Origin of the sequence: Streptomyces sp. NPDC057854 (assembly GCF_042797055.1) — a bacterium.
Taxonomy (GTDB): Bacteria; Actinomycetota; Actinomycetes; order Streptomycetales; family Streptomycetaceae; genus Streptomyces.
In genome coordinates, this window is sequence record NZ_JBHVMF010000002.1 from 233,599 (window position 1) to 254,982 (window position 21,384).

Below are 21,384 nucleotides of genomic sequence, written 5' to 3' on the forward strand. Positions count from 1 at the left end.
TCGCTGTGTGGGACGACACACCGTACCCCCGCCGGGTCCCCCTCAGCCGAGCAGGACCACGTCCAGCTCGTCGCCCGGGTCGGCGCCGTCGCGGTCCTCCGGGACCACGAGCAGGCAGTCCGCGTGGGCGAGGGCGGCGATCAGGTGGGAGCCGGCGCCGCCCACGGGGGTGACGGTGCCGGACTCGGCGTCGTACGTCCCCCGGAGGTACTGGCGGCGGCCCCGCGGCGAGGTGAGCGGGGCGTCGGCCTTCAGGGTGGCGCGGACGACCGGGCGGTGCAGGTCGCCGAGGCCCATCAGGGCGCGGATCGCCGGCCGGACGAACAGCTCGAAGGAGACGTACGAGGAGACCGGGTTGCCCGGCAGGGCGAGCAGCGGGATCTGCTCGGGGCCGATCGCGCCGAACCCCTGCGGCTTGCCCGGCTGCATGGCGAGCTTGCGGAAGTCGACCTGTCCGTCGGCGGTCAGGGCCTCCTTCACCACGTCGTACGCGCCGACGCTGACGCCGCCGGTGGTGACGAGGAGGTCGGCCCGGATCAGCTGGTCCTCGATGGTCGCGCGCAGCGACTCGGCGTCGTCGGCGACCGCGCCGACCCGGTAGGACAGCGCGCCCGCGTCCCGGGCGGCGGCGGCCAGCGCGAAGCTGTTGGAGTCGTGGATCTGACCCGGGCCCAGTTCCTCGCCGGGCTGGACGAGTTCGCTGCCGGTGGAGAGGACGACCACGCGCGGGCGGGGCCGGACCCGGACCGTGCCCCGGCCGATGGCGGCGAGCAGTCCGAGCTGCGGCGGCCCGAGGACCGTGCCGGCCGCGAGCGCGAGCTCCCCGGCCCGTACGTCGCTGCCCGCGCGGCGGACGTGGGCGCCGGCCTCGGCCGGGCGGTGCACCCGCACCTCGCCCGCGGCGCCCTCCGGGGCGGTACTCGCGGCCCGCATGCCGGTCGCCGCGCCCTCGCCGGTGCCGCCGTCGGTCCACTCGACCGGGACGACGGCCTCGGCGCCCGGCGGCAGCGGGGCGCCGGTCATGATCCGGGCGGCCTGACCGGGGCCGACCTCGGGCAGCCCGCCGGCGCCCGCGGCGACGTCGCCGACGACGGTGAGGACCGCCGGGAACCCGGCGCTCGCGCCCGCGACGTCGGCGACGCGGACGGCGTACCCGTCCATGGAGCTGTTGTCGAACGGCGGCAGCGCCGCCGGCACCGTCACGTCCTCGACCAGCACGCAGCCCTGCGCGTCGAGCAGCGGCAGCTCGATCGGGTCCAGGGGGCGGACGGTCGCCAGGATGTCGGCCAGGTGCTCGTCGACCGACCACAGGCCGGCCCGGTCCGGTCCCGCGCACGGGTCGCCGGGTCCGTGACCGTGGCCGGTGGCGTGGTCCCGGGGCTCCCGCGGGTCCTGGGACGGTGCCGTGTCGCTGCTCAAGGTCCTACATCTCCTCGCTGACGTATCTCCGGAGCCAGGCCCGGAAGTCCGGTCCCAGATCTTCACGTTCGCACGCGAGTCTGACAATGGCACGCAGATAGTCACCGCGGTCCCCGGTGTCATAACGGCGCCCCTTGAACACCACGCCGTGCACCGGACCGCCCAGCTTCTCGTCGCTCGCCAGCTTCTGGAGGGCGTCGGTCAGCTGGATCTCGCCGCCCCGGCCGGGCTCGGTCTCGCGCAGCGTGTCGAAGACCGCCGGGTCGAGCACATAGCGGCCGATGATCGCGTAGTTGCTGGGCGCCTCGGCCGGTTCCGGCTTCTCCACCAGGTCCGTCACCCGCACCACGTCGCCGTCCGCGGTCGGCTCGACCGCCGCGCAGCCGTACAGGTGGATCTGCGAGGGCTCGACCTCCATCAGCGCGATGACGCTGCCGCCCTCGCGCTCCTGGACCTCGACCATCCGCGCGAGGAGGGGGTCGCGCGGGTCGATCAGGTCGTCGCCGAGGAGGACCGCGAAGGGCTGGTCGCCGACGTGCGGGGCCGCGCACAGCACCGCGTGCCCGAGGCCGCGCGGGGCGCCCTGGCGCACGTAGTGCATGGTGGCGAGGTCGTTCGACTCCTGGACCTTGGAGAGGCGTTCGCCGTCGCCCTTGCGGCTCAGCGCCTCCTCCAGCTCGTAGTTCCGGTCGAAGTGGTCCTCCAGCGGACGCTTGTTCCGGCCGGTGATCATGAGCACGTCGCAGAGCCCGGCGGCGACGGCCTCCTCGACGACGTACTGGATCGCCGGCTTGTCGACGACCGGCAGCATCTCCTTCGGCGTCGCCTTCGTCGCCGGCAGGAAGCGGGTGCCGAGCCCGGCGGCCGGGATGACGGCCTTGCTGATCCGGCCGGGGCCAGGGAACGACTGATTCATGCAGGCACCTTAACCGTTACGGAATGAGAGGAAGATGTGGCTCCGATTAACTTTCCCCCCATAAAGACAGATACGAGAGTTTTCCAGGGATCCCCCGTGCAGAAAGAGAATCCGGACGTGTCCGAAAAAAACCTCCTGCGCCGCCGACTGCTCGACGCCCGCGCCGCCCTCGCCCCCGACGTCCTCGCGGAGACCGCGCGGGCGCTCGCCGGCCACGGTCTCGAACTGCCCGAGCTGGCCGGCGCCGCCACCGTCGCCGCGTACGTCTCCGTCGGCCGCGAGCCCGGCACGCGCGTGCTGCTCGACGCCCTCCACGCGCGCGGGGTGCGCGTCCTGCTGCCGGTCCTGCTGCCCGACAACGACCTGGACTGGGCGGCGTACGAGGGCCCCGGCGCACTCGCGAAGGCCGGCCGCGGCCTGCTCGAACCGACCGGGCCGCGGCTCGGCCCGGACGCCGTCTGCACGGCCGACGCGGTGCTGCTGCCCGGGCTCGCCGTCGACGCGCGCGGCATGCGGCTCGGCCGGGGCGGCGGCTCGTACGACCGGGTCCTCGCCCGGCTCGCGCGGGCCGGGAAGGACCCGGCCCTGGTGGTGCTCCTCTACGCGGACGAGGTGGTCGCGCGGGTCCCGGAGGAACCGCACGACCACCCCGTGCACGCGGTGGTCACCCCGGACGGGGTGGCCCGATTCGGCCGTTCCTGATCAGGGCTTCAGCGTCAGCGTGTCCTTCGCCGCCGCGTCGACCGCCGCCTTCCCGAAGGCCCAGTCGTACAGCTCGCCCTCGGCCCAGGCGTCCGTCTGGTCCGTGTAGTTGTCGTGGAAGGCGTGCCCGGAGGCGCCGGTCAGGTTGATCCAGCGGGACTTGTCCCAGTCGCCGACGTTGACGACCATCCGCATCGACGGCACCCAGATGACCTCGTAGCCGCCGGCCGCGTTCCAGCCGGTCGCGTCGACCGCCGCCTCGCCGCCGCCCAGGTTCCACGGGCCGCGGTTGAGCATCTTCTGCACCACGCCGGGGCCGGCGGTGCCGAGCGTCTGGTTCTTCAGGGTCAGCTGGTGCAGCCGGCCCCAGCTCCAGGTGGAGACGTCCTTGCCGAGCTTGGCGGTCAGCTCCCAGCGGGCGTCCTTCATGGCCCGGGCGAGCAGCTGGTCGCGGGTCTCGGTCGCCGGGTCGGTGCGGGTGGCGGGCGTCTTCCACCACGCGCTCTTCTCCTGCTTGAGGAGCGGGCGCACCACCTCGTACCAGCGGTCGCCGCCGTCCGGCTGCGCCGAGTCCGGGTCGCGCTCGCCGCACTCGCGGACCAGCTTGTTCTGCTCGTCGACCGGGCCGGTGGCGTCGACCGGGCGCACGTTGATGCAGTCGCCCTCGGCGCGCACCTCCTTGGGCAGCTTGTCGCCGAAGGAGAGCTTGAGGACGTTGCGCCAGACCGCGTTGAAGTAGGCGGCGGCGGCCGAGTCGGGCTCCTGGGTGTAGTCCCAGCCCTCCAGCAGCTTCTGCGCCTCGCGGACGTACGGGTCGGAGATGTCGACCTTCAGCAGCAGCGGGTTGAGCAGGGCCGCGATCTCGCTGCGGTTGTCGGTCTGCATGGTCCGCATGTCGTCCGGCGAGATCTTGCCGCCGTCCTTGGTCTTCGACTCGATGAGGTCGTTGATCCGCTGGCTGCGCGAGCCGTAGCCCCAGTCCTTCGTCAGCAGGTCGGGGTACTGCCCGGGGGAGATCACGGCCTGGTTGGCGGTGACGATGTAGCCGCGCTCGGGGTCGTACTCGTACGGCAGCTGCTCGAAGGGGATGTAGCCCTTCCAGCGGTACGAGGAGTCCCAGCCGGGCGCGGGCAGGGTGCCGTCGCCCTTGGCGCGGCGCGGGATCTTGCCGGGCGACTGGTAGCCGATGTGGCCCTCGGTGTCGGCGTACACAAGGTTCTGCGAGGGGACCTCGAAGTTCTTCGCGGCGGCCCGGAACTGCCGGAAGTCCTGGGCGCGGTTGAGCGCGAAGATCGCGTCCATCGACTTGCCGGGCTGGAGGGCGGTCCACTGGAGGGAGACACCGTAGCCCTCGGCGCGGTCGGGGGCGGAGTTGCCGACGGGGGCCTTCTGGCCGACCTTCTCCAGTTCGGAGGAGCGGTCGGAGACCAGCGGGCCTCGGTCGGTGGAGCGGACGGTGATGGGCCGGTCGGCACCGCCGGCGACCTTGATGACCTCCTCGCGGGTGTCGAACGGCTTGACCTTGCCGTCGACGAGGTAGCCCTCGGGGCTGACCTTCTCCAGGTAGAGGTCGGTGACGTCGGCGCCGAGGTTGGTGAGGCCCCAGGCGATGGAGTCGTTGTGGCCGATGATCACGCCGGGCATGCCGGAGAAGGTGTAGCCGGCGACGTCGTAGCGGCAGGTCGCGGAGACCGAGCGGCAGTGCAGGCCCATCTGGTACCAGAGGGACGGCAGCATCGGCGCGAGGTGCGGGTCGTTGGCGAGGAGCGGCTTGCCGGAGGTGGTGAGGTCGCCGGAGACGACCCAGGAGTTGGAGCCGATGCCGTTGCCGTTCGGGCCGAGCAGGGCCGGGACGGTGTCGAGGACGTCGGACAGCCCGGAGAGCGCGGCGAGCTGGGCGCTCGCGCCGCCGGAGCCCGCTCCCGCGTCCGTACCGGAACCGCCGCCGGTCTCCTCGTCCTTGCCGGCCTTCGGGTCGAACTTCTTCGTCACCGGGTCGACGGTGCCGCGGTCGAGGATCGGCTGGTGGAGCTCGTACGGGTACTCCGGGTAGAGCTGCTGGATCTGGGCCGGGGTCAGCCGGCTGGTGAGCAGCGAGCGGTCGATCTCGTCCTGCATGTTGCCGCGCAGGTCCCAGGCCATGGCCTTGAGCCAGGCGACCGAGTCGACCGGGGTCCACGGTTCGATGGTGTACTCGTTGGTGAAGGCCAGCGCCGCGTACTCGACGGAGACGTCCTTCGGTTCCCGGTCCTTCAGGTAGGCGTTGACGCCCTCCGCGTACGCCTGGAGGTACTTCTTCGTCTCCGGCGTCAGGACCTTGTCGTACTCCTGCTGCGCGACCTGGCGCCAGCCGAGGGTGCGCAGGAAGGCGTCGGTCTCGACCTGGCTCTCGCCGAACATCTCGGAGAGGCGGCCGGCGGTGAGGTGCCGGCGGACGTCCATCTCGTAGAAGCGGTCCTGCGCCTGGACGTAGCCCTGGGCGCGGAAGAGGTCGGTCTCGTTGTCCGCGTAGATCTGGGGGACGCCGAGGGCGTCCCGCTTCACCTCGACGTCGCCGGAGAGCGCGTCGATCCGGATCTCGCCCGTGGTCTGCGGGAACGAGGCCCGGACGGTGCCGACTCCCCACCAGCCGCCGAAGGCGACGGCCCCGACCAGCGCAAGGACCAGGAGCAGGACGATCAGGCGGGCGCGCCTGCCTTTCTTCTTGGCGGGGGGCGCGGTCGTGTTGGAGGGCATCGCTGTCCTTCGAGGGGCAGGGTGGTCCTGGAGTACGGGAGCAACCTTAGGCGCAGCGCCTGGGCGCCCTGGACTCGGTGTCAGGCAGGAACCGCGCGGACGCGCGCACAGCGGACGGTATTGAGGACCCCGGAGCACAAAGAAGGCGTCAAGAAAGCGTTAAAGATTAGGTAAGGTAACGAAGTACTGCGGCTGGAGGAACGATCCGGCGCGTGCGAGGGGAAGGAACGGCGCACTGACTGTCCACGAGCTCAACGAACTCCTGCTGATCAGCTCACTCGTGCTGCTGATCGCGGTCGCCGCCGTCCGGATCTCGTCGCGGAGCGGGCTCCCCAGCCTGCTGCTGTACCTGGGCATCGGCGTCGCCATAGGGCAGGACGGCATCGGCAACGTCGCCTTCGACAACGCCGAACTCACCCAGGTCATCGGCTACGCGGCGCTCGTCGTCATCCTCGCCGAGGGCGGTCTCGGCACCAAGTGGAAGGAGATCCAGCCGGCCCTGCCGGCCGCGGTCGTCCTCTCCACCGTCGGCGTCGCCGTCTCCGTCGGCATCACCGCCGCCGGCGCCCACTACCTCGTCGGCCTGGAGTGGCGGCAGGCGCTGATCATCGGCGCCGTCGTCTCCTCCACCGACGCCGCCGCCGTCTTCTCCGTCCTGCGCAAGGTGCCGCTGCCGTCCCGGGTCACCGGTGTGCTGGAGGCCGAATCCGGCTTCAACGACGCCCCGGTCGTCATCCTCGTCGTCGCCTTCTCCTCCGCCGGACCCGTCGACGACTGGTACGTGCTCGTCGGGAAGATCGCCCTGGAGCTCGCCATCGGCGCCGGCATCGGCCTCGCCGTCGGCTTCGTCGGCGCGTACGGGCTCCGGCACGTCGCCCTGCCCGCCTCCGGCCTGTACCCGATCGCCGTCATGGCCATCGCCGTCACCGCGTACGCGGCCGGCGCGATCGCCCACGGCTCCGGCTTCCTCGCCGTCTACCTGGCCTCGATGGTCCTCGGCAACGCCAAGCTGCCGCACGCCCCCGCCAACCGCGGCTTCGCCGAGGGGCTCGGCTGGATCGCGCAGATCGGCATGTTCGTCCTGCTCGGACTGCTCGTCACCCCGCACGAGCTGGTCAACGACTTCTGGCCGGCCGTCGTCATCGGCCTCGTCCTGACGATGGTGGCCCGGCCACTGGAGGTCCTGGTCAGCCTGCTGCCCTTCCGCATCCCCTGGCAGGAGCAGGCCCTGCTGTCCTGGGCCGGCCTGCGCGGAGCCGTCCCCATCATCCTCGCCACCATCCCGATGGTGGGGCAGATCGAGGGCAGCGAGCGGATCTTCAACATCGTCTTCGTGCTGGTCGTCGTCTACACCCTGGTCCAGGGCCCGACCCTCCCCTGGCTCGCCAAGGCCCTCAAGCTCGGCGACTCCGGCGAGGCCGCCGACCTCGGCGTCGAGTCCGCCCCGCTGGAACGGCTCCGCGGCCACCTGCTCTCCGTCGCCATCCCCGAGGGCTCCCGGATGCACGGCGTCGAGGTCGCCGAACTGCGGCTGCCCACCGGGGCCGCCGTCACCCTGGTCGTACGGGAGGACACCAGCTTCGTGCCCGGTCCTGCGACCGTGCTGCGCAAGGGCGACGAACTGCTCGTCGTCGCCACCGACCCGGTGCGCGACGCCACCGAGCAGCGGCTGCGCGCGGTCGGCCAGGGCGGCAAGCTCGCCGGCTGGCTGGGCACCGGGGACGGGAAGGCGACGGGCGGCACGGCCACCGCGCCCCGCTTCCACCTGCCGGCGGCGGCGAAGCTCCACCGGCCGCCCCCGGGGAAGGACCGGGCGCCGGGCCACTGAGCCTCTTCTTCCCGGATTCTTCCCGGATTCTTCCCGGACATGAATCGCGGGTTAATACCCGGCATTATTTCGGGGTCAGGAGCGTTCTCCCAGAGGAATCGCAGGCGGGAGAGCGCTCCTCCCTGTACCATGAAGGCACACCTGATCGAACCAACTCTGCCTGACGCAGAGCTGGCGCGACCGTATGGCGGCCGCGGCGCCCCTCCCGCAGTGGGGCCCGCCGGTATCTACCGCAGTTCCGCGCAAGAGGACAGCTCTCGGCGAGACCGGCACCACCGTGCCCGCGCGCTACCAGGCGGCAGAAAGGCCAGGACCGTGGCGTCCACGGTCACCGACAAGCGGCCCGGCTACGGGCAGCTGCTGCGCACCCCCGGTGCGCTCTCCTTCCTGATCCCCGGCTTCGCCGCCCGGCAGCCGTTCGCGATGCTGACCATCGGCATCGTCCTGCTCGTCCAGCACACCACCGGCTCGTACGGCAGCGCCGGCGCCGTCGCCGCCGTCACCGGCGTCTCCATGGCGCTCTTCGCCCCGCAGAGCGGCAAGCTCGCCGACCGCTTCGGCCAGCGGGCCGTCCTCCTCCCCGGCGTCATCGTGCACGCCGCCTCCGTCACGGCGCTGGTCGCACTCGCGCTGGCCGGCGCCCCGCTGTGGGCGCTGTTCCTCGCCGCCGTGCCCGCCGGCGCGTCCGTCCCGCAGGTCGGCCCGATGGTCCGGGCCCGCTGGGCGGCCAAGCTGGACGGCACGCCTCTGATGCCGACCGCCGCGGCCTTCGAGTCCGTCACCGACGAGTTCACCTTCGTCGTCGGCCCGGTCCTCGCCACCGCCCTGTGCACCGGCGTCCACCCGGCCGCCGGCCTCGTCACCGAAGCCGCCCTCACCCTCGTCGGCGGCCTCTTCTTCGCCGCCCAGCGCGCCACCCAGCCGCCGCACGGCCTGCTCGCCGCCGCCGGCCGCGCCGGCGCCGAACCGCACCGCTCCGCGCTGTCCGTCCCCGGCGTCCGCGTCCTGATCGTCGCCTTCCTCGGCATCGGCGCCGTCTTCGGCGGCATGCAGGTCTCGCTCACCGCCTTCAGCGAGGAGATCGGCAACCCCGGCGCCAACGGCCTGCTGTACGGCGTCTTCGCCGCCGGCAACATGCTCGCCGGCATCGCCATGGGCGCCATCGCCTGGAAGACCGGCCCCCGCCGCCGCCTGATCCTCGGCTACACCGGCCTCACCGTCGCCGCGTCCCTGCTGTGGACCGCGCACTCGGTGCTGCTGCTCGGCGCCCTCGGCCTCGTCGTCGGCCTGTGCATCGCCCCGGCCCTCATCACCGGCTACACCATCGTCGAGACCCTGATCCCGGCCTCCGCCCGCACCGAGGCGTTCACCTGGCTCACCGGAGCCGTCGCCCTCGGCCAGGCCCTGGCCGTCACCGTCGCCGGCCGGCTGGCCGACGCCCACGGCTCCGGCGCCGGATTCCTCGTCCCCGCCGCGGGCACCGCGCTCGCCTTCGTCACCCTCGTCGCCCTGCGCTCGCGGCTCAAGCCGCGCGAGGCGAGCCGGGTCGCGGCGCGTGGTGTCGGTCACCGCGTGCCGGTGGCGGTGGACTGAACCGGCGGAATACGTCACTATGGAGCGTCGTTAGCACTCGATGAGTGTGAGTGCCAGGAGGAAGACTAGTGCCGACCTACCAGTACCAGTGCACCGAGTGCGGCGAGGGCCTCGAGGCGGTCCAGAAGTTCACGGACGACGCGCTGACCGAGTGCCCCGCCTGCCACGGCCGACTCAAGAAGGTGTTCTCCGCCGTCGGCATCGTCTTCAAGGGCTCGGGCTTCTACCGGAACGACAGCCGCGGCGCCTCGTCCAGCAGCTCGCCGGCCTCGAAGAGCTCGACGTCCTCCACGACGTCCACCTCCTCGGCCGCGTCCGACGCGAAGCCGGCCTCGACGACGTCCACCTCGACGTCCCCGACCCCGGCCGCCTGAGCCGCCGCCACCCCGGCAGCACCGCCCCGACCCCGACTCCCGCCACGCGGGGGCCGGGGTCTCGGCATGCCCCGGTCCGGCCGTGCGGCGGTCCGACCGTGCGCCGGGTGAACCACCCTCGGGGGTGACCGAGTTGTCCACAGGCGGTGGATCGTCCACAGGCCGGAGCGGGATCGCGGGGCGGGCGGGACAGTGGGCGCATGAACGCCTACCCGAACCCGGCCGCCGGCACCACGCCCGCCGGCCTCCCCGCCCCCGTCTCCGTCCCCGTCCACGTCTCCGTCCCCGCCGCCTGCGCCGTACCGGACTTCGCGCCGCTGCGCGTCCGCGGCGCCCGCTTCCGGGCCCGGCCGCGCCGCGCGTCCGGCGCGCTCCTCGCCCTGGCCGCCGCCGCGCTCGCCGTCACCGCCGCCCTGCCCGGCCGGTACGACCCCGGGCCGCGCCCCGCCGCGGCACCCGCGGCGCCCGCCGCCCCCGCGGCCCGCTCCCCCGCGACCGCACCCGCGCGGCTCGTCTCCGCCCCGGTGCGGATCGCCGACGCGGAGGCCGTACGCCTGCTCCGCGCCGGCGACCGCGTGGACGTCATCGCCGCGCCCGCGGCCGACCTCGCGCTCGGCCAAGGCACCGGTGCGGCACGGGTGGTGGCGCGGGACGCCCGAGTGGCCGAAGTGCCGCGCCCGGGTGAGACTCGTTCGGACGGAGGGGCGTTGATCGTCCTGGCCGTGCCCCGGGCGACCGCGACGGAGCTGGCGGGTGCCGGTGTCACGTCCCAACTGGCGGTGACACTGTGCTGATTCGCACGGACTCGCTGTCAAGTCACCGTCCCGGGTGTACGGATTGGACGGCTCTGCGCCCTGCGCGGCCTAATGGCTGCGCACACAGCACCCTCCCCGCAGAAAGGCACCTTGGTGACCGAGAAGAAGGAAAGCGTGATGGCGGGCTTCAAAGCCTTCCTGATGCGCGGCAACGTGATCGACCTCGCGGTGGCGGTCGTCATCGGCGCCGCGTTCACCAACATCGTGAACTCGGTGGTCAAGGGCATCATCAACCCGATCGTGGGCGCCTTCGGCACGAAGGACCTGGAGAGCTACACCAGCTGCCTCAAGGACCCCTGCCGGGTCGTCGACGGCGAGATGCAGGGCATCCAGCTCCAGTGGGGCCTGGTGCTGAGCGCGATCCTCAGCTTCCTCATCACCGCGGCGGTCGTCTACTTCCTGATGGTCCTGCCGATGGCCAAGATCCTCGCCAAGCGCGCCGCGCACGACAAGGCGAAGGAGGGCGTCGACGAGGTCATGGAGGTCAGCGAGCTGGAAGTGCTCAAGGAGATCCGCGACCACCTGGTCGCCCAGCGCGGCTCCAGCAGCAGCCCCGCCGGCAGCGGCACGGGGAGCACGGGCGGCACGGGGACGCACTCCACCTCCTGACCGGAGGGGCGCTCCGGCGTCAGAGGTGGTGCGGCGGCTTCTCGTCCAGGAAGCGCGCGAGGTCGGCGGCGGAGCCGCCGGCGGGAGGCCGCTCGCCCCACCCGCGGTCCGTGTCGTCCGCGGACTGCGCGTCCAGCGGATCGTCGAAGACGATCACCGGCTTCGGAGGGTTCTCGGAATGCGGCCGAACGCCGGTCGGCTTCGCGTCTCGCGGACCGTGGGCGGGGGCGGTGCTCATGTCTTCAGGGTACGCCCGCTCCCCCGCCCAGGACCCCCCTCATCAGCGGCCTTCCGGCCGCTCCGGTCACCGGTCCTTCGGGTCCAGCGCCCACAGGCCGAGGACCACCAGGAACGACAGGACGAGGAACCCCGCGCCCCACCACGCGGTGCCGGTTTCGCCGGACATCCACTCGTCCACCACGATGGTCAGCCCCCAGAGCTGGCCGATCACCACCGTGAGCGCCAGCGCCAGCCGCGCCGACAGCTTCGAGGAGCGCTCCGGTTCCTGCTCCGTGCCCGCCCCGGGCCCCGGGCCCGTGTGCCGGATCCGCGGGTCGCCGTACCCGCTCGTGGGCCGGATCTGCGGATACCGCTCGCGCACCGGCCGGTTCAGCCGCGGCTGCGCGCTGCCCGGGCGGTACGACGGCGGCTGCGCGGGCCGGGGGGCCTCGGGGTCCTGGGGGAAGGGGCCGTCCGTCACGTGCGCTCACTCCTCTCCGGGCCGGACTGCTGCCGGTCGCGGCACATCGCGGGCCCGTCGCCGTGCTGCCGGCACAGGCCGTCCCGCAGGCTCTCGCCGGAGCGGGCGGTGCCGATGGCCCAGACGCTGCCGTCGGCCTGCTCGATCAGGATCACCTTCGGCAGGCCGCGCGGCGGCGGGCCGGCCGTGACCTCTCCGGTGCGGGCGTCGAAGACGCCCTCGTGGCAGGGGCAGTACAGCTCGCCCTCGCTGCCCCGGTCCTTGCGCCACAGGACGGCGCAGGCGAGATGCGTGCAGACGGCCGAGTAGCCGGTGAGGGTGCCGTCCTCCATGCGGATCGCGATGGCCCGGTCCTCGGCGCCGGGGTAGCGGAAGGCGAGCGACTCGCCGGGCAGGATCCGGTCGGCGATCTTCCTCGGCTCGGTCGGGTCGTCGCTGTCGCCGTGCCGGTGCAGGACGCCCGAGGCGACGGCGACGCCGCCGACGGCGAGGCCGCCCGAGACGGTGGCGACGATCCGCAGGTAGTCGCGGCGGGTCGTCAGGGAGTCGGCGGCGATCCGGTCGCGGAGCGCCTCCTGCGCCGCGTCGGCGCCGGCGTCCGGCGCGGGCGGCTGCGGGTCGGTGACGCTCATCGGACGTCCTTTCCGTTGATCTGGACGACCGGGAGACCGCCGGGCACGGGCCACTGGACCTTGTCGGCGGGGACGACCATCGCCACCCCCGTGGTGACGGTCGTGCTGCCGAAGGTGAAGGAGTCGGCGACCTGGACGCCCGGGCGCTCGGCGCGGAGTTCGTCGAGGGTGCCGTAGAAGAGGGCGCCGGTGGGGCAGACGGTCGCGCACATGGGGGCGAGGCCGTAGGCGGTGCGGTCGTAGCAGAGGTTGCACTTCATCTGCAGCTTCGCCTGGAGGTCGATCTTCGGGACGCCGAAGGGGCAGGCGTTGACGCAGTTGGCGCAGCCGATGCAGCGGGTGGTGTCGGCCTGCTGCACGACGCCGTCGGCGGTCACCAGGATCGCGTCGGCGGGGCAGACCTCGGCGCACGGGGCGACGGGGTCCTCGCAGTGCATGCAGACGGTGGGAAGGGAGGCGACGGAGTGGCCTTCGTCGGGGTAGTCGAGGTGGATCATCGACTTGCCGCGGTGCGAGTCGCATTCGCGGCAGGCGGAGACGCAGGCCTGGCAGCCGATGCAGCGGCCCGGGTCGATGAAGATCGTGCGGCCCATCATGTGCGGTCAGCTCCTCTCCGCGGTGCCCCGCCCCTGCGGGGACGTGGGCGGCAGGGGGTCGGTGCGGGAGACCTGGGTCTCGGGGTAGGCGAGCTGCCCGGGGGCGGTCGGCGGCGCGGGGACGTCGTCGACGCGTTCGGCGGCCTCGATGCGGGCCGCGCAGACCTTGTACTCGGGGATCTTGGAGCGGGGGTCGAGGGCGTCGATGGTGAGGGCGTTCGCGGCGGTGGGGACGGGCCAGTGGTAGGGGACGAAGACGGTGTCGGGGCGGATGGCCTCGGTGACCAGGGCGGGGAAGACCTCGCTGCCGCGGCGGGTGACGACCCGGACGGGGTCGCCGTTGCGGAAGCCGTGCGAGGGGTGGACCTCGACCCAGGGGCGGGGCGTCTGCTCGACGAGGGCGCCGAGCCGGCGGGTCTGGTTGCCGGAGAGGAAGTGGGCGACGGTCCGGCCGGTGGTGAGCGAGAGCGGGTACTCCTCGCTGTAGGGGTCCATCGGCGGGTGCCATTCGACGACCTGGAGGTGGATCTTGCCGTCGGGGTGGTAGGTGCGGCCGTCCTCGAAGAGGCGGGGGGTGCCGGGGTGGTCGGTGGTCGGGCAGGGCCAGGCGATGCCGCCGGTCTCCTCCAGCCGCTCGTAGGTGATGCCGTAGTAGTCGTTGACGGTGCCGGCGGAGGCGGTCCGCAGCTCCTCGAAGACGGAGCGGGAGTCGGGGAAGGCGAACTTGTCGCCGGCGCCGAGCCGCTTGGCCAGCTCGCAGATGACCCAGGTGTCGGTGCGGACGCCGGCCGGGGGTTCCTGGGCCTTGTTGTGCTTGACGACCCGGGCCTCGGCGTTGGCCATGACGCCCTCGTCCTCGGCCCAGACGGTGACGGGGAAGACGACGTGGGCGTTGGCGGCGGTCTCGGAGAGGAAGAAGTCGAACTGGGCGTGGAACTGGAGGGTGTCGTAGCCGTCCTTGACCGTGGCGTAGTTCGGGAGGGAGACGAAGGGGTTGTTGCAGATGCCGATGAGGCCGCGGATCTCGGCGCGCTGCATCTGCCAGACCATCTCCATCATGGAGGTGCCGGCGGGCGGGAGCTCGGCCTCGTCGATGCCCCAGATCTCGCAGATCTGGCGGCGGTGCTCGGGGTTGGAGATGGACCGGCCGCCGGGCAGGAGGTCGGACTTCTGGCCGTGCTCGCGGCCGCCCTGGCCGTTGCCCTGGCCGGTGATGGTGCCGTAGCCGGCGCCGGGCCTGCCGATGTTCCCGGTGGCGACGCACAGGTTGATGATGGTGAGGCAGTTCTCGACGCCCTGCGAGTGGTGCTCGACGCCGCGGGCGTGCCAGGCCATGGCCTTGCCCGCGCCGGCGAACATGCGGGCGACCTGGACGATCTGCTCCTCGGGGACGCCGCAGATCTCCGCGGAGCGGGACGGCGGGTACGCGGCGACGGTGGCCCTGACCTCGTCCCAGCCGGTGGTGTGGGCGGCGAGGTACGCCTCGTCGGTGAGCCCTTCGGCGACGATCACGTGCAGGACGGCGTTGAAGAAGGCGGAGTCGGTGCCGGGCTTGAGGGCGACGTGGACGTCGGCGGTGCGGGCGATGGCCGTCTGCCGGGGGTCGACCACGATGAGGGTGGCGCCGCGGTCGCGGGCCCCCCACAGGTACTGGGTCATCACCGGGAAGCACTCGCCAACGTTGGAGCCGGCGATGAGGAGGCAGTCGGTGAGGAGGATGTCGGAGAAGGGGTTGCCGGCCCGGTCGATGCCGAAGGCGAGCTTGTTGGCGCCGGCCGCGGACACCATGCAGAGGCGCCCGTTGTAGTCGACGTGCCGGGTCTTCAGGGCGACCCGGGCGAACTTGCCGACGAGGTAGGTCTTCTCGGAGTAGAGGCTGGCTCCGCCGAGCAGCCCGAAGGCGTCGTGGCCGTACTCGGCCTGGATGCGGCGGATCTCGGCGACCGTGTGGTCGAGCGCCTCCTCCCAGCCGACCTCGCGGAACGGCTCGTCGCGGTTGCGGCGCAGGAGCGGGGCGGTGAGCCGGTCGGGGTGGTTGACCTGCTGGTAGGCGTTGATGCCCTTGGGGCAGAGCCGCATCCGGTTGATGTCGTGGTTGCGGGGTTCGACGCCGAAGACCTTGCCGCCGCGGTCGACCCGCAGGTACATCCCGCACTGCACCCCGCAGAAGCAGCAGTGGGTGGGGACGAGGGTCTCCCCGTTCTGGTCGGCGTGCCACCGGTCGGCGGGCAGCCCGCCGGCGTCCCGGAAGTTCCGGGTGCCGGGCGGGGCGACGGAGGGATCGAGCGGCAGCGCGCGGGAGGGGTCGGTCGCGGTCACTTACTGGAAGCCCTTCTTGACGTGGGTGAGGTAGGCGTTGCCGCGGAGGACGCGCTTGCAGCGGGGGCAGTACTCGGCCCACTCGTCGAAGTCGAGCTTGAGGTCCCTCATGGTGCCGCGCAGGTTGTCGACGTACTCGGGGGTGTCGATGGGCTCGTGGCAGCGGCGGCAGGTCTTCAGCTCCCCGCCGCCCTTGCGGCGGGAGGTGTACTTGAAGAGCTGCATGCCGACGGCGGCGGGCCGCTGGACGATGTGGAAGAACTTCCCGAACGGGATGTAGATGAGGGTGAAGACCACCGAGACCATGTGCAGGATCGCCAGGAACTCGTAGCCGCCGCCGTGCAGGAAGATCGACGAGAAGGTGAGCAGCAGGCCGGTGACCGAGATGACGATCAGGGCGATCAGCGGGACCAGGTCGTAGGCGAAGCGCTGGCCGGTGACGGCGCCGCGGTCCTTCATGCGCCGCCACAGGAAGTAGGAGGCGCCGGCGATGACGAGGACGGCGGCGATGTCCAGACCGTGGAACATGAGCCAGCCGAGGAGGTTGAGCGAGTCGAAGCCGAGGACCTTGAAGCCCCAGATCCGCATCTCGTAGCCGGGTCCGTCGCCGGTGGCGGAGGTGAAGGTGAACCAGCCCCAGGTGAGCGGGAAGGTGATGAGCGCGGCGAGGACGCAGCCCCAGAAGAGGAGCTGGTGGGCGGCCCAGCGGGCGTGCGAGCGGGCGCCGAGGAACTTCTGGAAGCCGAGGTAGGTGGCGATCATCCTCGGCAGCGCGGTGGGGGCCCTGCGGAAGTTCTCGGCGGAGAAGAGGGAGCCCCAGCCGCGGCGGAAGAGGCGCCGGGCGCCGGGGGCGGAGATCCAGACGGTGTAGCGGTAGGCGACGCCGAAGGCCAGGAAGACGGTGGCGACGGCGTACGGCAGCAGCGCCGAGTCGAAGTCGCGGAGCAGCCGGCTGCCGAGGACGATGGCGAGGATCAGCAGGACGGAGACGGCGGTGCCGGCGAGGGCGGCACGGCGGCGGACGGCGGCGGGGGTCTGGCGCGCGCGGCCGTCCGGGACCGGGGTGGGCGCCTCCGGGGCGGGAGGGGTGGGTTCGGCGGTCTGCGGTGGCTCGGTCACGGGGCCACGGTAGGACGTATGTGCACATTCGGCCCGTTTTGCGCCACTGAAAGGCGGACGCGTCGCCCCCGCCGGGCCCGGGGTCCGCTCAGACCGCGTGCAGGCCGTGGGCGCGGAAGACCTCGCGGACGGACGCGACCTGCTCCGGGGTCGGCGACGGGGTGTCGTGGAGGGTGAACGGCAGGTCCAGGGCCTGCCATTTGGCCTCGCCCAGCTTGTGGAAGGGGAGTACGTCGACGCGGGAGACGTTGCCGAGGCCGCCGACGAAGGCGGCGACGCCCTCGACGTTGGCGGGGTCGTCGGTCAGGCCGGGGACGAGCACGAACCGCACGTGCACGTCCTGGCCGAGGTCGGCGAGCCGGCGGGCGAAGTCCAGGGTGGGCCGCAGCGGCCGGCCGGTGACCTTCCGGTAGGTCTCCGGGTCCCAGGACTTGATGTCGAGGAGGACGAGGTCGGTGTCGCGGAGCAGGGCGTCGGTGGCGCGTACGCCGAGGAAGCCGGAGGTGTCGAGGGCGGTGTGCAGTCCGAGCTCGTGCTTGAGGCGGTGCAGCAGTTCGCCGGTGAAGACGGGCTGGAGCAGCGGCTCGCCGCCGGAGACGGTGGCGCCGCCGCCGGACGCGGAGATGAAGCGGACGTACTTGGACGCCTCGGCGATCACGTCGTCGGCGGAGGTCCGCTTGCCGTTCCGCATCCGCCACGTGTCCGGGTTGTGGCAGTAGAGGCAGGTCAGCGGGCAGCCGGAGAGGAAGGTGACGAAGCGGGTGCCGGGCCCGTCGACCCCGGTGGACAGGTCCCAGGAGTGCACCGAGCCCTCGGAGGCGCGGTGGGTCGCGGCGGCGGCCGGGGTGAGGGGGGCGGTGGTGAGGCGGGACACGGCAGGGCCTCTTTCGGAGGAGTCGGGCGCGCCCCGGGGCCGGGGGGTGAGGGCCACCGGCCCCGGGGGCGGGAAGGGGCTAGAGCGTCCCGTGGAAGGTGCGGTTCAGGACGTCGAGCTGCTGGTCGCGGGTGAGGCGGACGAAGTTGACCGCGTAGCCGGAGACCCGGATGGTGAGCTGGGGGTGGTTCTCCGGGTGTTCCATGGCGTCCAGGAGGACGTCGCGGTTGAGGACGTTGACGTTCATGTGGAAGCCGTCGCTGGCCATGTAGCCGTCGAGGACGCCGGCCAGGTTGGCGATCCGCTCCTCGGGGGTGCGGCCCAGGCCGTCGGGGGTGACGGTGTTGGTGAGCGAGATGCCGTCCTCGGCGTCCTCGTACGGGAGCTTGGCGACCGACAGGGCGGAGGCGACGTAGCCGTGGGTGTCGCGGCCGTTCATCGGGTTGGCGCCCGGGGAGAACGGTTCGCCGGCCCGGCGCCCGTCGGGGGTGTTGCCGGTCTTCTTGCCGTACACGACGTTCGAGGTGATGGTGAGGACGGACTGGGTGTGCTCGGCGTTCCGGTACGTCGGGTGCTTGCGGACCTTCCGCATGAACTCCTCGACCAGCCAGACGGCGATCTCGTCGGCCCGCTCGTCGTTGTTGCCGTAGGCCGGGTAGTCGCCCTCCACGCGGTAGTCGACGGCGAGGCCGGTCTCGTCGCGGACGGGGGTGACCTTCGCGTACTTGACGGCGGCGAGCGAGTCGGCGGCGACGGACAGGCCGGCGATGCCGCAGGCCATGGTGCGGCGCACGTCGCGGTCGTGGAGCGCCATCTCCAGGCGCTCGTACGCGTACTTGTCGTGCATGTAGTGGATGACGTTCAGGGCGTGGACGTACACGCTCGCGAGCCATTCCATCTGCTCGTCGAACTTCGCCATGACCTCGTCGTAGTCGAGGACCTCGGAGGTGAGGGCGCCGGTGTCGGGGCCGACCTGGGCGCCGGACTTCTCGTCCCGGCCGCCGTTGATGGCGTACAGGAGGGTCTTGGCGAGGTTCACGCGGGCGCCGAAGAACTGCATCTGCTTGCCGACCGGCATCGCCGAGACGCAGCAGGCGATGGCGGTGTCGTCGCCGAAGCGCGGCCGCATCAGCTCGTCGGACTCGTACTGCACCGACGAGGTGTCGATGGAGACCTTCGCGCAGAACTCCTTGAAGCCCCGCGGCAGGCGCGGCGACCAGAAGACGGTCATGTTCGGCTCGGGCGCCGGGCCGAGGTTGTAGAGGGTCTGGAGGTAGCGGAAGGACGTCCTGGTGACGAGCGGGCGGCCGTCCTCGCCCATGCCGGCGATCGACTCGGTGACCCACGTCGGGTCTCCGGAGAACAGCTCGTCGTACTCGGGGGTGCGCAGGAAGCGGACGATGCGGAGCTTGATGATGAAGTCGTCGACGAGCTCCTGGGCCTGCTCCTCGGTGAGGAGGCCGGCGTCGAGGTCCCGCTGGAGATAGACGTCGACGAAGGTGGAGGTGCGGCCGAGCGACATCGCGGCGCCGTTCTGCTCCTTCACGGCGGCCAGGTAGGCGAAGTACAGCCACTGGATGGCCTCGCGGCCGGTGGTGGCGGGGCCGGAGATGTCGTAGCCGTACGAGGCGGCCATGGCCTTCAGTTCGCCGAGGGCCCGCATCTGCTCGGCCAGTTCCTCGCGGAGCCGGATGGTCTCCTCCAGGGAGCGGCCGCCGGCGGGGAGGACGTCGAGCTCGGCCTTCTCCTCCTTCTTGACCTGGAGGAGGCGGTCGACGCCGTAGAGGGCGACGCGGCGGTAGTCGCCGATGATCCGGCCGCGGCCGTAGGCGTCGGGGAGGCCGGTGACGACACCGGCCTTGCGGGCGGCGCGGATCTCGGGGGTGTAGGCGTCGAAGACGCCGGCGTTGTGGGTCTTGCGGTACTCGGTGAAGACCTTCTCCAGCTCCGGCGAGACCGGGTAGCCGTACGTCTCCAGGGCGCCGGCGACCATCCGCCAGCCGCCGTACGGCATGATCGCCCGCTTCAGCGGGGCGTCGGTCTGGAGGCCGACGATCAGGTCCTTGTCGCGGTCGATCCAGCCGGGGGCGTGGGCGGTGATGGTGGAGGGGACGTCGTACGCGACGTCGTACACGCCCTTGGCGCGCTCCTCCGGGAACCTGTCCGTGATCGCCTTCCACACGGCGGTGGTCCGCTCGGTGGGGCCGGCGAGGAAGGAGTCGTCGCCCTCGTACGGGGTGTAGTTCTGCTGGATGAAGTCGCGGACGTCGATGGCGTCGCGCCAGAGCCCGCCCTTGAAGCCCTTCCAGGCGCCGTCGTTCACCGTTGCCTCAGCAGGGGTCGCAGTCACTGCCCGCACCGCCTTCTCGATCGCTCGAATCAGCCTTTTCGCTTACCTCCATTGCACTCCTTCCGATCGATCGTCTCGGGCGGCAATGGTCACCTCTCCATGGCCCAAGGTCCCGGTCGGGGCATGCGGAAAGGCCCCGCCTCGGCGGGGCCTTTCCGGGAGGGTTCCCGGCGGGGTCTCAGCTGGGTGCCCCGGCGCCCTTGCGGGCGTAGAACCACCAGGTCACGATCATGCAGCTGACGTAGAAGGCGATGAAGCCCCACATCGCGCTGGTGACGGCGACCGAGCCGAAGAGCGCCGGGATGAAGAAGAATCCGTAGGCGGCGATCGCGGAGGTGAAACCGGTGACCGCGCCCGACTCCATTTCGGCCTGCCGAAGCGCCGCGGCGTGTTCCGGGGTGCCTTCCGTGAGGCCCTTCAGATGGGTACTGCGGAAGATCACCGGGATCTGGCGGAAGGTCGAGCCGTTGCCGATCCCGGAGAAGAAGAACGCGGCGAGGAAGCAGAGGAAGAACCCGTAGAAGTCGCCGCCGTCGCCGCCCGACGGGAGGAACGCGATGACGCCGGCGATCGAGAGCGCCATGCCCGCGAAGGACAGGAGGGTGACGCGGGCGCCGCCCCACTTGTCGGCGATCCAGCCGCCGCCCCAGCGGGCGAGGGCGCCCACGGCGGGGCCCATCCAGGCGTAGGTGGCGACGGAGTAGTCCGGGAAGGTGGTCTTGATCAGCATCGGCAGGGCGGCGGCGAAGCCGATGAAGGAGCCGAAGGTGCCGACGTACAGCCAGGTCATCAGCCAGTTGTGCTTGCGCTTGAAGATGACCTTCTGCTGCTTGAAGGGGGTGGACGCCACCTTCAGGTCGTTCTGCCCGAACCAGGCGACGGCGGCGAGGACGAGGAGGACGGGGACCCAGAGGAAGGCGGCGTTCTGGAGGTACACGGGGGTGCCGTCGGCCTTGTGCTGGGCGGAGCCGATCGCGATCGTCGACCAGGTGATGACGATCGGGGTGAGCAGCTGCACGACGGAGACGCCGAGGTTGCCGAGCCCGCCGTTGATGCCGGTCGCGCTGCCCTTCTTCGCCTTCGGGAAGAAGAAGCCGATGTTGGCGAGGGAGGACGCGAAGTTGGCGCCGCCGATGCCGCACAGGGCGGCGATGACGACCATCACGCCGTACGGGGTCGCCGGGTCCTGGATCGCGACGCCCAGCCAGATCAGCGGGACGACGAGGACGGCCGTCGACAGGGCGGTGAACCGCCGCTGGCCGATCATCGGGCCGAGGAAGGTGTAGAGGATGCGGGCCGTGCCGCCGGTGAGGCCGGGGATCGCCGTCAGCCAGAACAGCTGCGAGGTCGAAAAGCCGAAGCCGACGTCCTTCAGGTTGGTCGCCGTGACCGACCAGACCTGCCAGACGACGAAGGCGACAAGGAGGGCGGGGACGGCGATCCACAGGTTCCGGTTCGCGACCTTGTGGCCGATCGACTTCCAGAAGAGCTCGTTCTCGGGCTCCCAGTCCGTGACGGTCCGGCCGGGGCGGTACTGCTCCGTGTCGTACGAGGCGGGGGACCCGCCCGTGGTTCTGCTGCCGTGGACTACGGAACTCATGGCGCTTCCCTGACTTCCCTGACGTTTGCGAGCCCTTTGGAGGCTTCTTCCTTGCCTTTCCAGGCTCCGCCTCGGGTCCGGGGTGGCGTCAGTGCCGATGGTCGCGACCCGGGGCGGGCCTAGGGCGGCTCCCGCGGCGGCCCTAGGTCCCGGCCCCGGGGGCCGTCGGCCTCCGGCGAGCGCCGGCCGGCGGGAAGGGGGT

At 71.8% G+C, this 21,384-nt stretch carries 18 protein-coding genes; 6 read left to right on the forward strand and 12 right to left on the reverse strand.

The features are described from left to right. Nucleotides 1-42: 42 nt before the first annotated feature. Nucleotides 43-1,419 carry a gephyrin-like molybdotransferase Glp gene (gene glp / locus ACFVQZ_RS05380; RefSeq protein WP_383619837.1) on the reverse strand — a complete coding sequence of 459 codons (1,377 nt, stop codon included), beginning with the start codon at nt 1,417-1,419 and terminating at the stop codon, nt 43-45. A gap of 4 nt (nt 1,420-1,423) precedes the next feature. Then, nucleotides 1,424-2,335, reverse strand: coding sequence for a UTP--glucose-1-phosphate uridylyltransferase GalU (galU, locus tag ACFVQZ_RS05385; protein ID WP_030494751.1), 912 nt, complete (start codon nt 2,333-2,335; stop codon nt 1,424-1,426). 117 nt (nt 2,336-2,452) lie between these two features. Here galU and ACFVQZ_RS05390 point away from each other — a divergent pair, with 117 nt between their 5' ends. Continuing rightward, the gene (locus ACFVQZ_RS05390) at nt 2,453-3,037 is read left to right on the forward strand and encodes a 5-formyltetrahydrofolate cyclo-ligase (protein ID WP_030494752.1); all 585 of its coding nucleotides are present in this window, start codon (nt 2,453-2,455) and stop codon (nt 3,035-3,037) included. On the opposite strand, the gene ACFVQZ_RS05395 is transcribed toward ACFVQZ_RS05390, so the two are convergent. Next, nucleotides 3,038-5,773, reverse strand: coding sequence for a penicillin acylase family protein (locus ACFVQZ_RS05395; RefSeq protein WP_383619839.1), 2,736 nt, complete (start codon nt 5,771-5,773; stop codon nt 3,038-3,040). It abuts the gene before it with no gap. Nucleotides 5,774-6,053: 280 nt separating this feature from the next. Here ACFVQZ_RS05395 and ACFVQZ_RS05400 point away from each other — a divergent pair, with 280 nt between their 5' ends. The 5 genes from ACFVQZ_RS05400 to mscL all read left to right on the forward strand — a co-directional run bounded on the left by ACFVQZ_RS05400 (nt 6,054) and on the right by mscL (nt 10,992). Further along, nucleotides 6,054-7,601: a potassium/proton antiporter gene (locus ACFVQZ_RS05400; RefSeq protein WP_383619841.1), complete on the forward strand. Its 1,548-nt coding sequence runs from the start codon at nt 6,054-6,056 to the stop codon at nt 7,599-7,601. A gap of 315 nt (nt 7,602-7,916) precedes the next feature. Next, entirely contained in the window at nt 7,917-9,194 is a 1,278-nt protein-coding gene (locus ACFVQZ_RS05405) for an MFS transporter (RefSeq protein WP_383619843.1), read from the forward strand. 68 nt (nt 9,195-9,262) lie between these two features. After that, nucleotides 9,263-9,568: an FmdB family zinc ribbon protein gene (locus ACFVQZ_RS05410; protein WP_383619845.1), complete on the forward strand. Its 306-nt coding sequence runs from the start codon at nt 9,263-9,265 to the stop codon at nt 9,566-9,568. A 200-nt stretch (nt 9,569-9,768) separates the two neighbouring features. Next, a complete protein-coding gene (locus ACFVQZ_RS05415) occupies nt 9,769-10,362 on the forward strand; it encodes a hypothetical protein (RefSeq protein ID WP_383619847.1) in 594 nt (197 codons plus the stop codon). 72 nt (nt 10,363-10,434) lie between these two features. Next, nucleotides 10,435-10,992, forward strand: a complete 558-nt coding sequence (gene mscL, locus ACFVQZ_RS05420; RefSeq protein WP_383619848.1) for a large conductance mechanosensitive channel protein MscL — start codon at nt 10,435-10,437, stop codon at nt 10,990-10,992. 19 nt (nt 10,993-11,011) lie between these two features. Here mscL and ACFVQZ_RS05425 read toward each other — a convergent pair whose 3' ends face one another. The 9 genes from ACFVQZ_RS05425 to ACFVQZ_RS05465 form a co-directional block, all read right to left on the reverse strand. Beyond that, on the reverse strand, nt 11,012-11,230 hold the full coding sequence (locus ACFVQZ_RS05425; protein ID WP_030494759.1) for a hypothetical protein: 219 nt from the start codon (nt 11,228-11,230) through the stop codon (nt 11,012-11,014). A 66-nt stretch (nt 11,231-11,296) separates the two neighbouring features. Then, the gene (locus ACFVQZ_RS05430; protein WP_030494760.1) at nt 11,297-11,692 is read right to left on the reverse strand and encodes a hypothetical protein; all 396 of its coding nucleotides are present in this window, start codon (nt 11,690-11,692) and stop codon (nt 11,297-11,299) included. Then, entirely contained in the window at nt 11,689-12,324 is a 636-nt protein-coding gene (locus ACFVQZ_RS05435; RefSeq protein ID WP_030494761.1) for a Rieske (2Fe-2S) protein, read from the reverse strand. The genes ACFVQZ_RS05430 and ACFVQZ_RS05435 overlap by 4 nt, the downstream gene beginning before the upstream one ends. Continuing rightward, on the reverse strand, nt 12,321-12,920 hold the full coding sequence (locus ACFVQZ_RS05440; protein WP_030494762.1) for a 4Fe-4S dicluster domain-containing protein: 600 nt from the start codon (nt 12,918-12,920) through the stop codon (nt 12,321-12,323). Before ACFVQZ_RS05440 ends, ACFVQZ_RS05435 begins: the two co-directional genes overlap by 4 nt. A 6-nt stretch (nt 12,921-12,926) precedes the next feature. After that, nucleotides 12,927-15,239, reverse strand: coding sequence for a molybdopterin oxidoreductase family protein (locus ACFVQZ_RS05445; RefSeq protein WP_030494763.1), 2,313 nt, complete (start codon nt 15,237-15,239; stop codon nt 12,927-12,929). Further along, the gene (locus tag ACFVQZ_RS05450; protein ID WP_383619850.1) at nt 15,240-16,358 is read right to left on the reverse strand and encodes an MFS transporter; all 1,119 of its coding nucleotides are present in this window, start codon (nt 16,356-16,358) and stop codon (nt 15,240-15,242) included. It abuts the gene before it with no gap. Between the two features lie 88 nt (nt 16,359-16,446). Next, nucleotides 16,447-17,232 (reverse strand): pyruvate formate-lyase-activating protein, encoded by a 786-nt coding sequence (pflA, locus tag ACFVQZ_RS05455; protein ID WP_030494765.1) that lies wholly within the window; start codon nt 17,230-17,232, stop codon nt 16,447-16,449. Between the two features lie 79 nt (nt 17,233-17,311). Beyond that, entirely contained in the window at nt 17,312-19,591 is a 2,280-nt protein-coding gene (gene pflB / locus ACFVQZ_RS05460; RefSeq protein ID WP_030494766.1) for a formate C-acetyltransferase, read from the reverse strand. Nucleotides 19,592-19,760: 169 nt separating this feature from the next. Beyond that, entirely contained in the window at nt 19,761-21,182 is a 1,422-nt protein-coding gene (locus ACFVQZ_RS05465) for a NarK family nitrate/nitrite MFS transporter (protein WP_383619853.1), read from the reverse strand. Nucleotides 21,183-21,384: the final 202 nt, after the last annotated feature.

Coding starts and splice junctions, on each gene's coding strand:
- ACFVQZ_RS05395 (WP_383619839.1), bottom strand. CDS start 5,773: ATGCCCTCCAACACGACCGCGCCCCCCGCCAAGAAGAAAGGCAGGCGC.
- ACFVQZ_RS05465 (WP_383619853.1), bottom strand. CDS start 21,182: ATGAGTTCCGTAGTCCACGGCAGCAGAACCACGGGCGGGTCCCCCGCC.
- ACFVQZ_RS05440 (WP_030494762.1), bottom strand. CDS start 12,920: ATGATGGGCCGCACGATCTTCATCGACCCGGGCCGCTGCATCGGCTGC.
- ACFVQZ_RS05425 (WP_030494759.1), bottom strand. CDS start 11,230: ATGAGCACCGCCCCCGCCCACGGTCCGCGAGACGCGAAGCCGACCGGC.
- galU (WP_030494751.1), bottom strand. CDS start 2,335: ATGAATCAGTCGTTCCCTGGCCCCGGCCGGATCAGCAAGGCCGTCATC.
- ACFVQZ_RS05435 (WP_030494761.1), bottom strand. CDS start 12,324: ATGAGCGTCACCGACCCGCAGCCGCCCGCGCCGGACGCCGGCGCCGAC.
- mscL (WP_383619848.1), top strand. CDS start 10,435: ATGGCTGCGCACACAGCACCCTCCCCGCAGAAAGGCACCTTGGTGACC.
- ACFVQZ_RS05415 (WP_383619847.1), top strand. CDS start 9,769: ATGAACGCCTACCCGAACCCGGCCGCCGGCACCACGCCCGCCGGCCTC.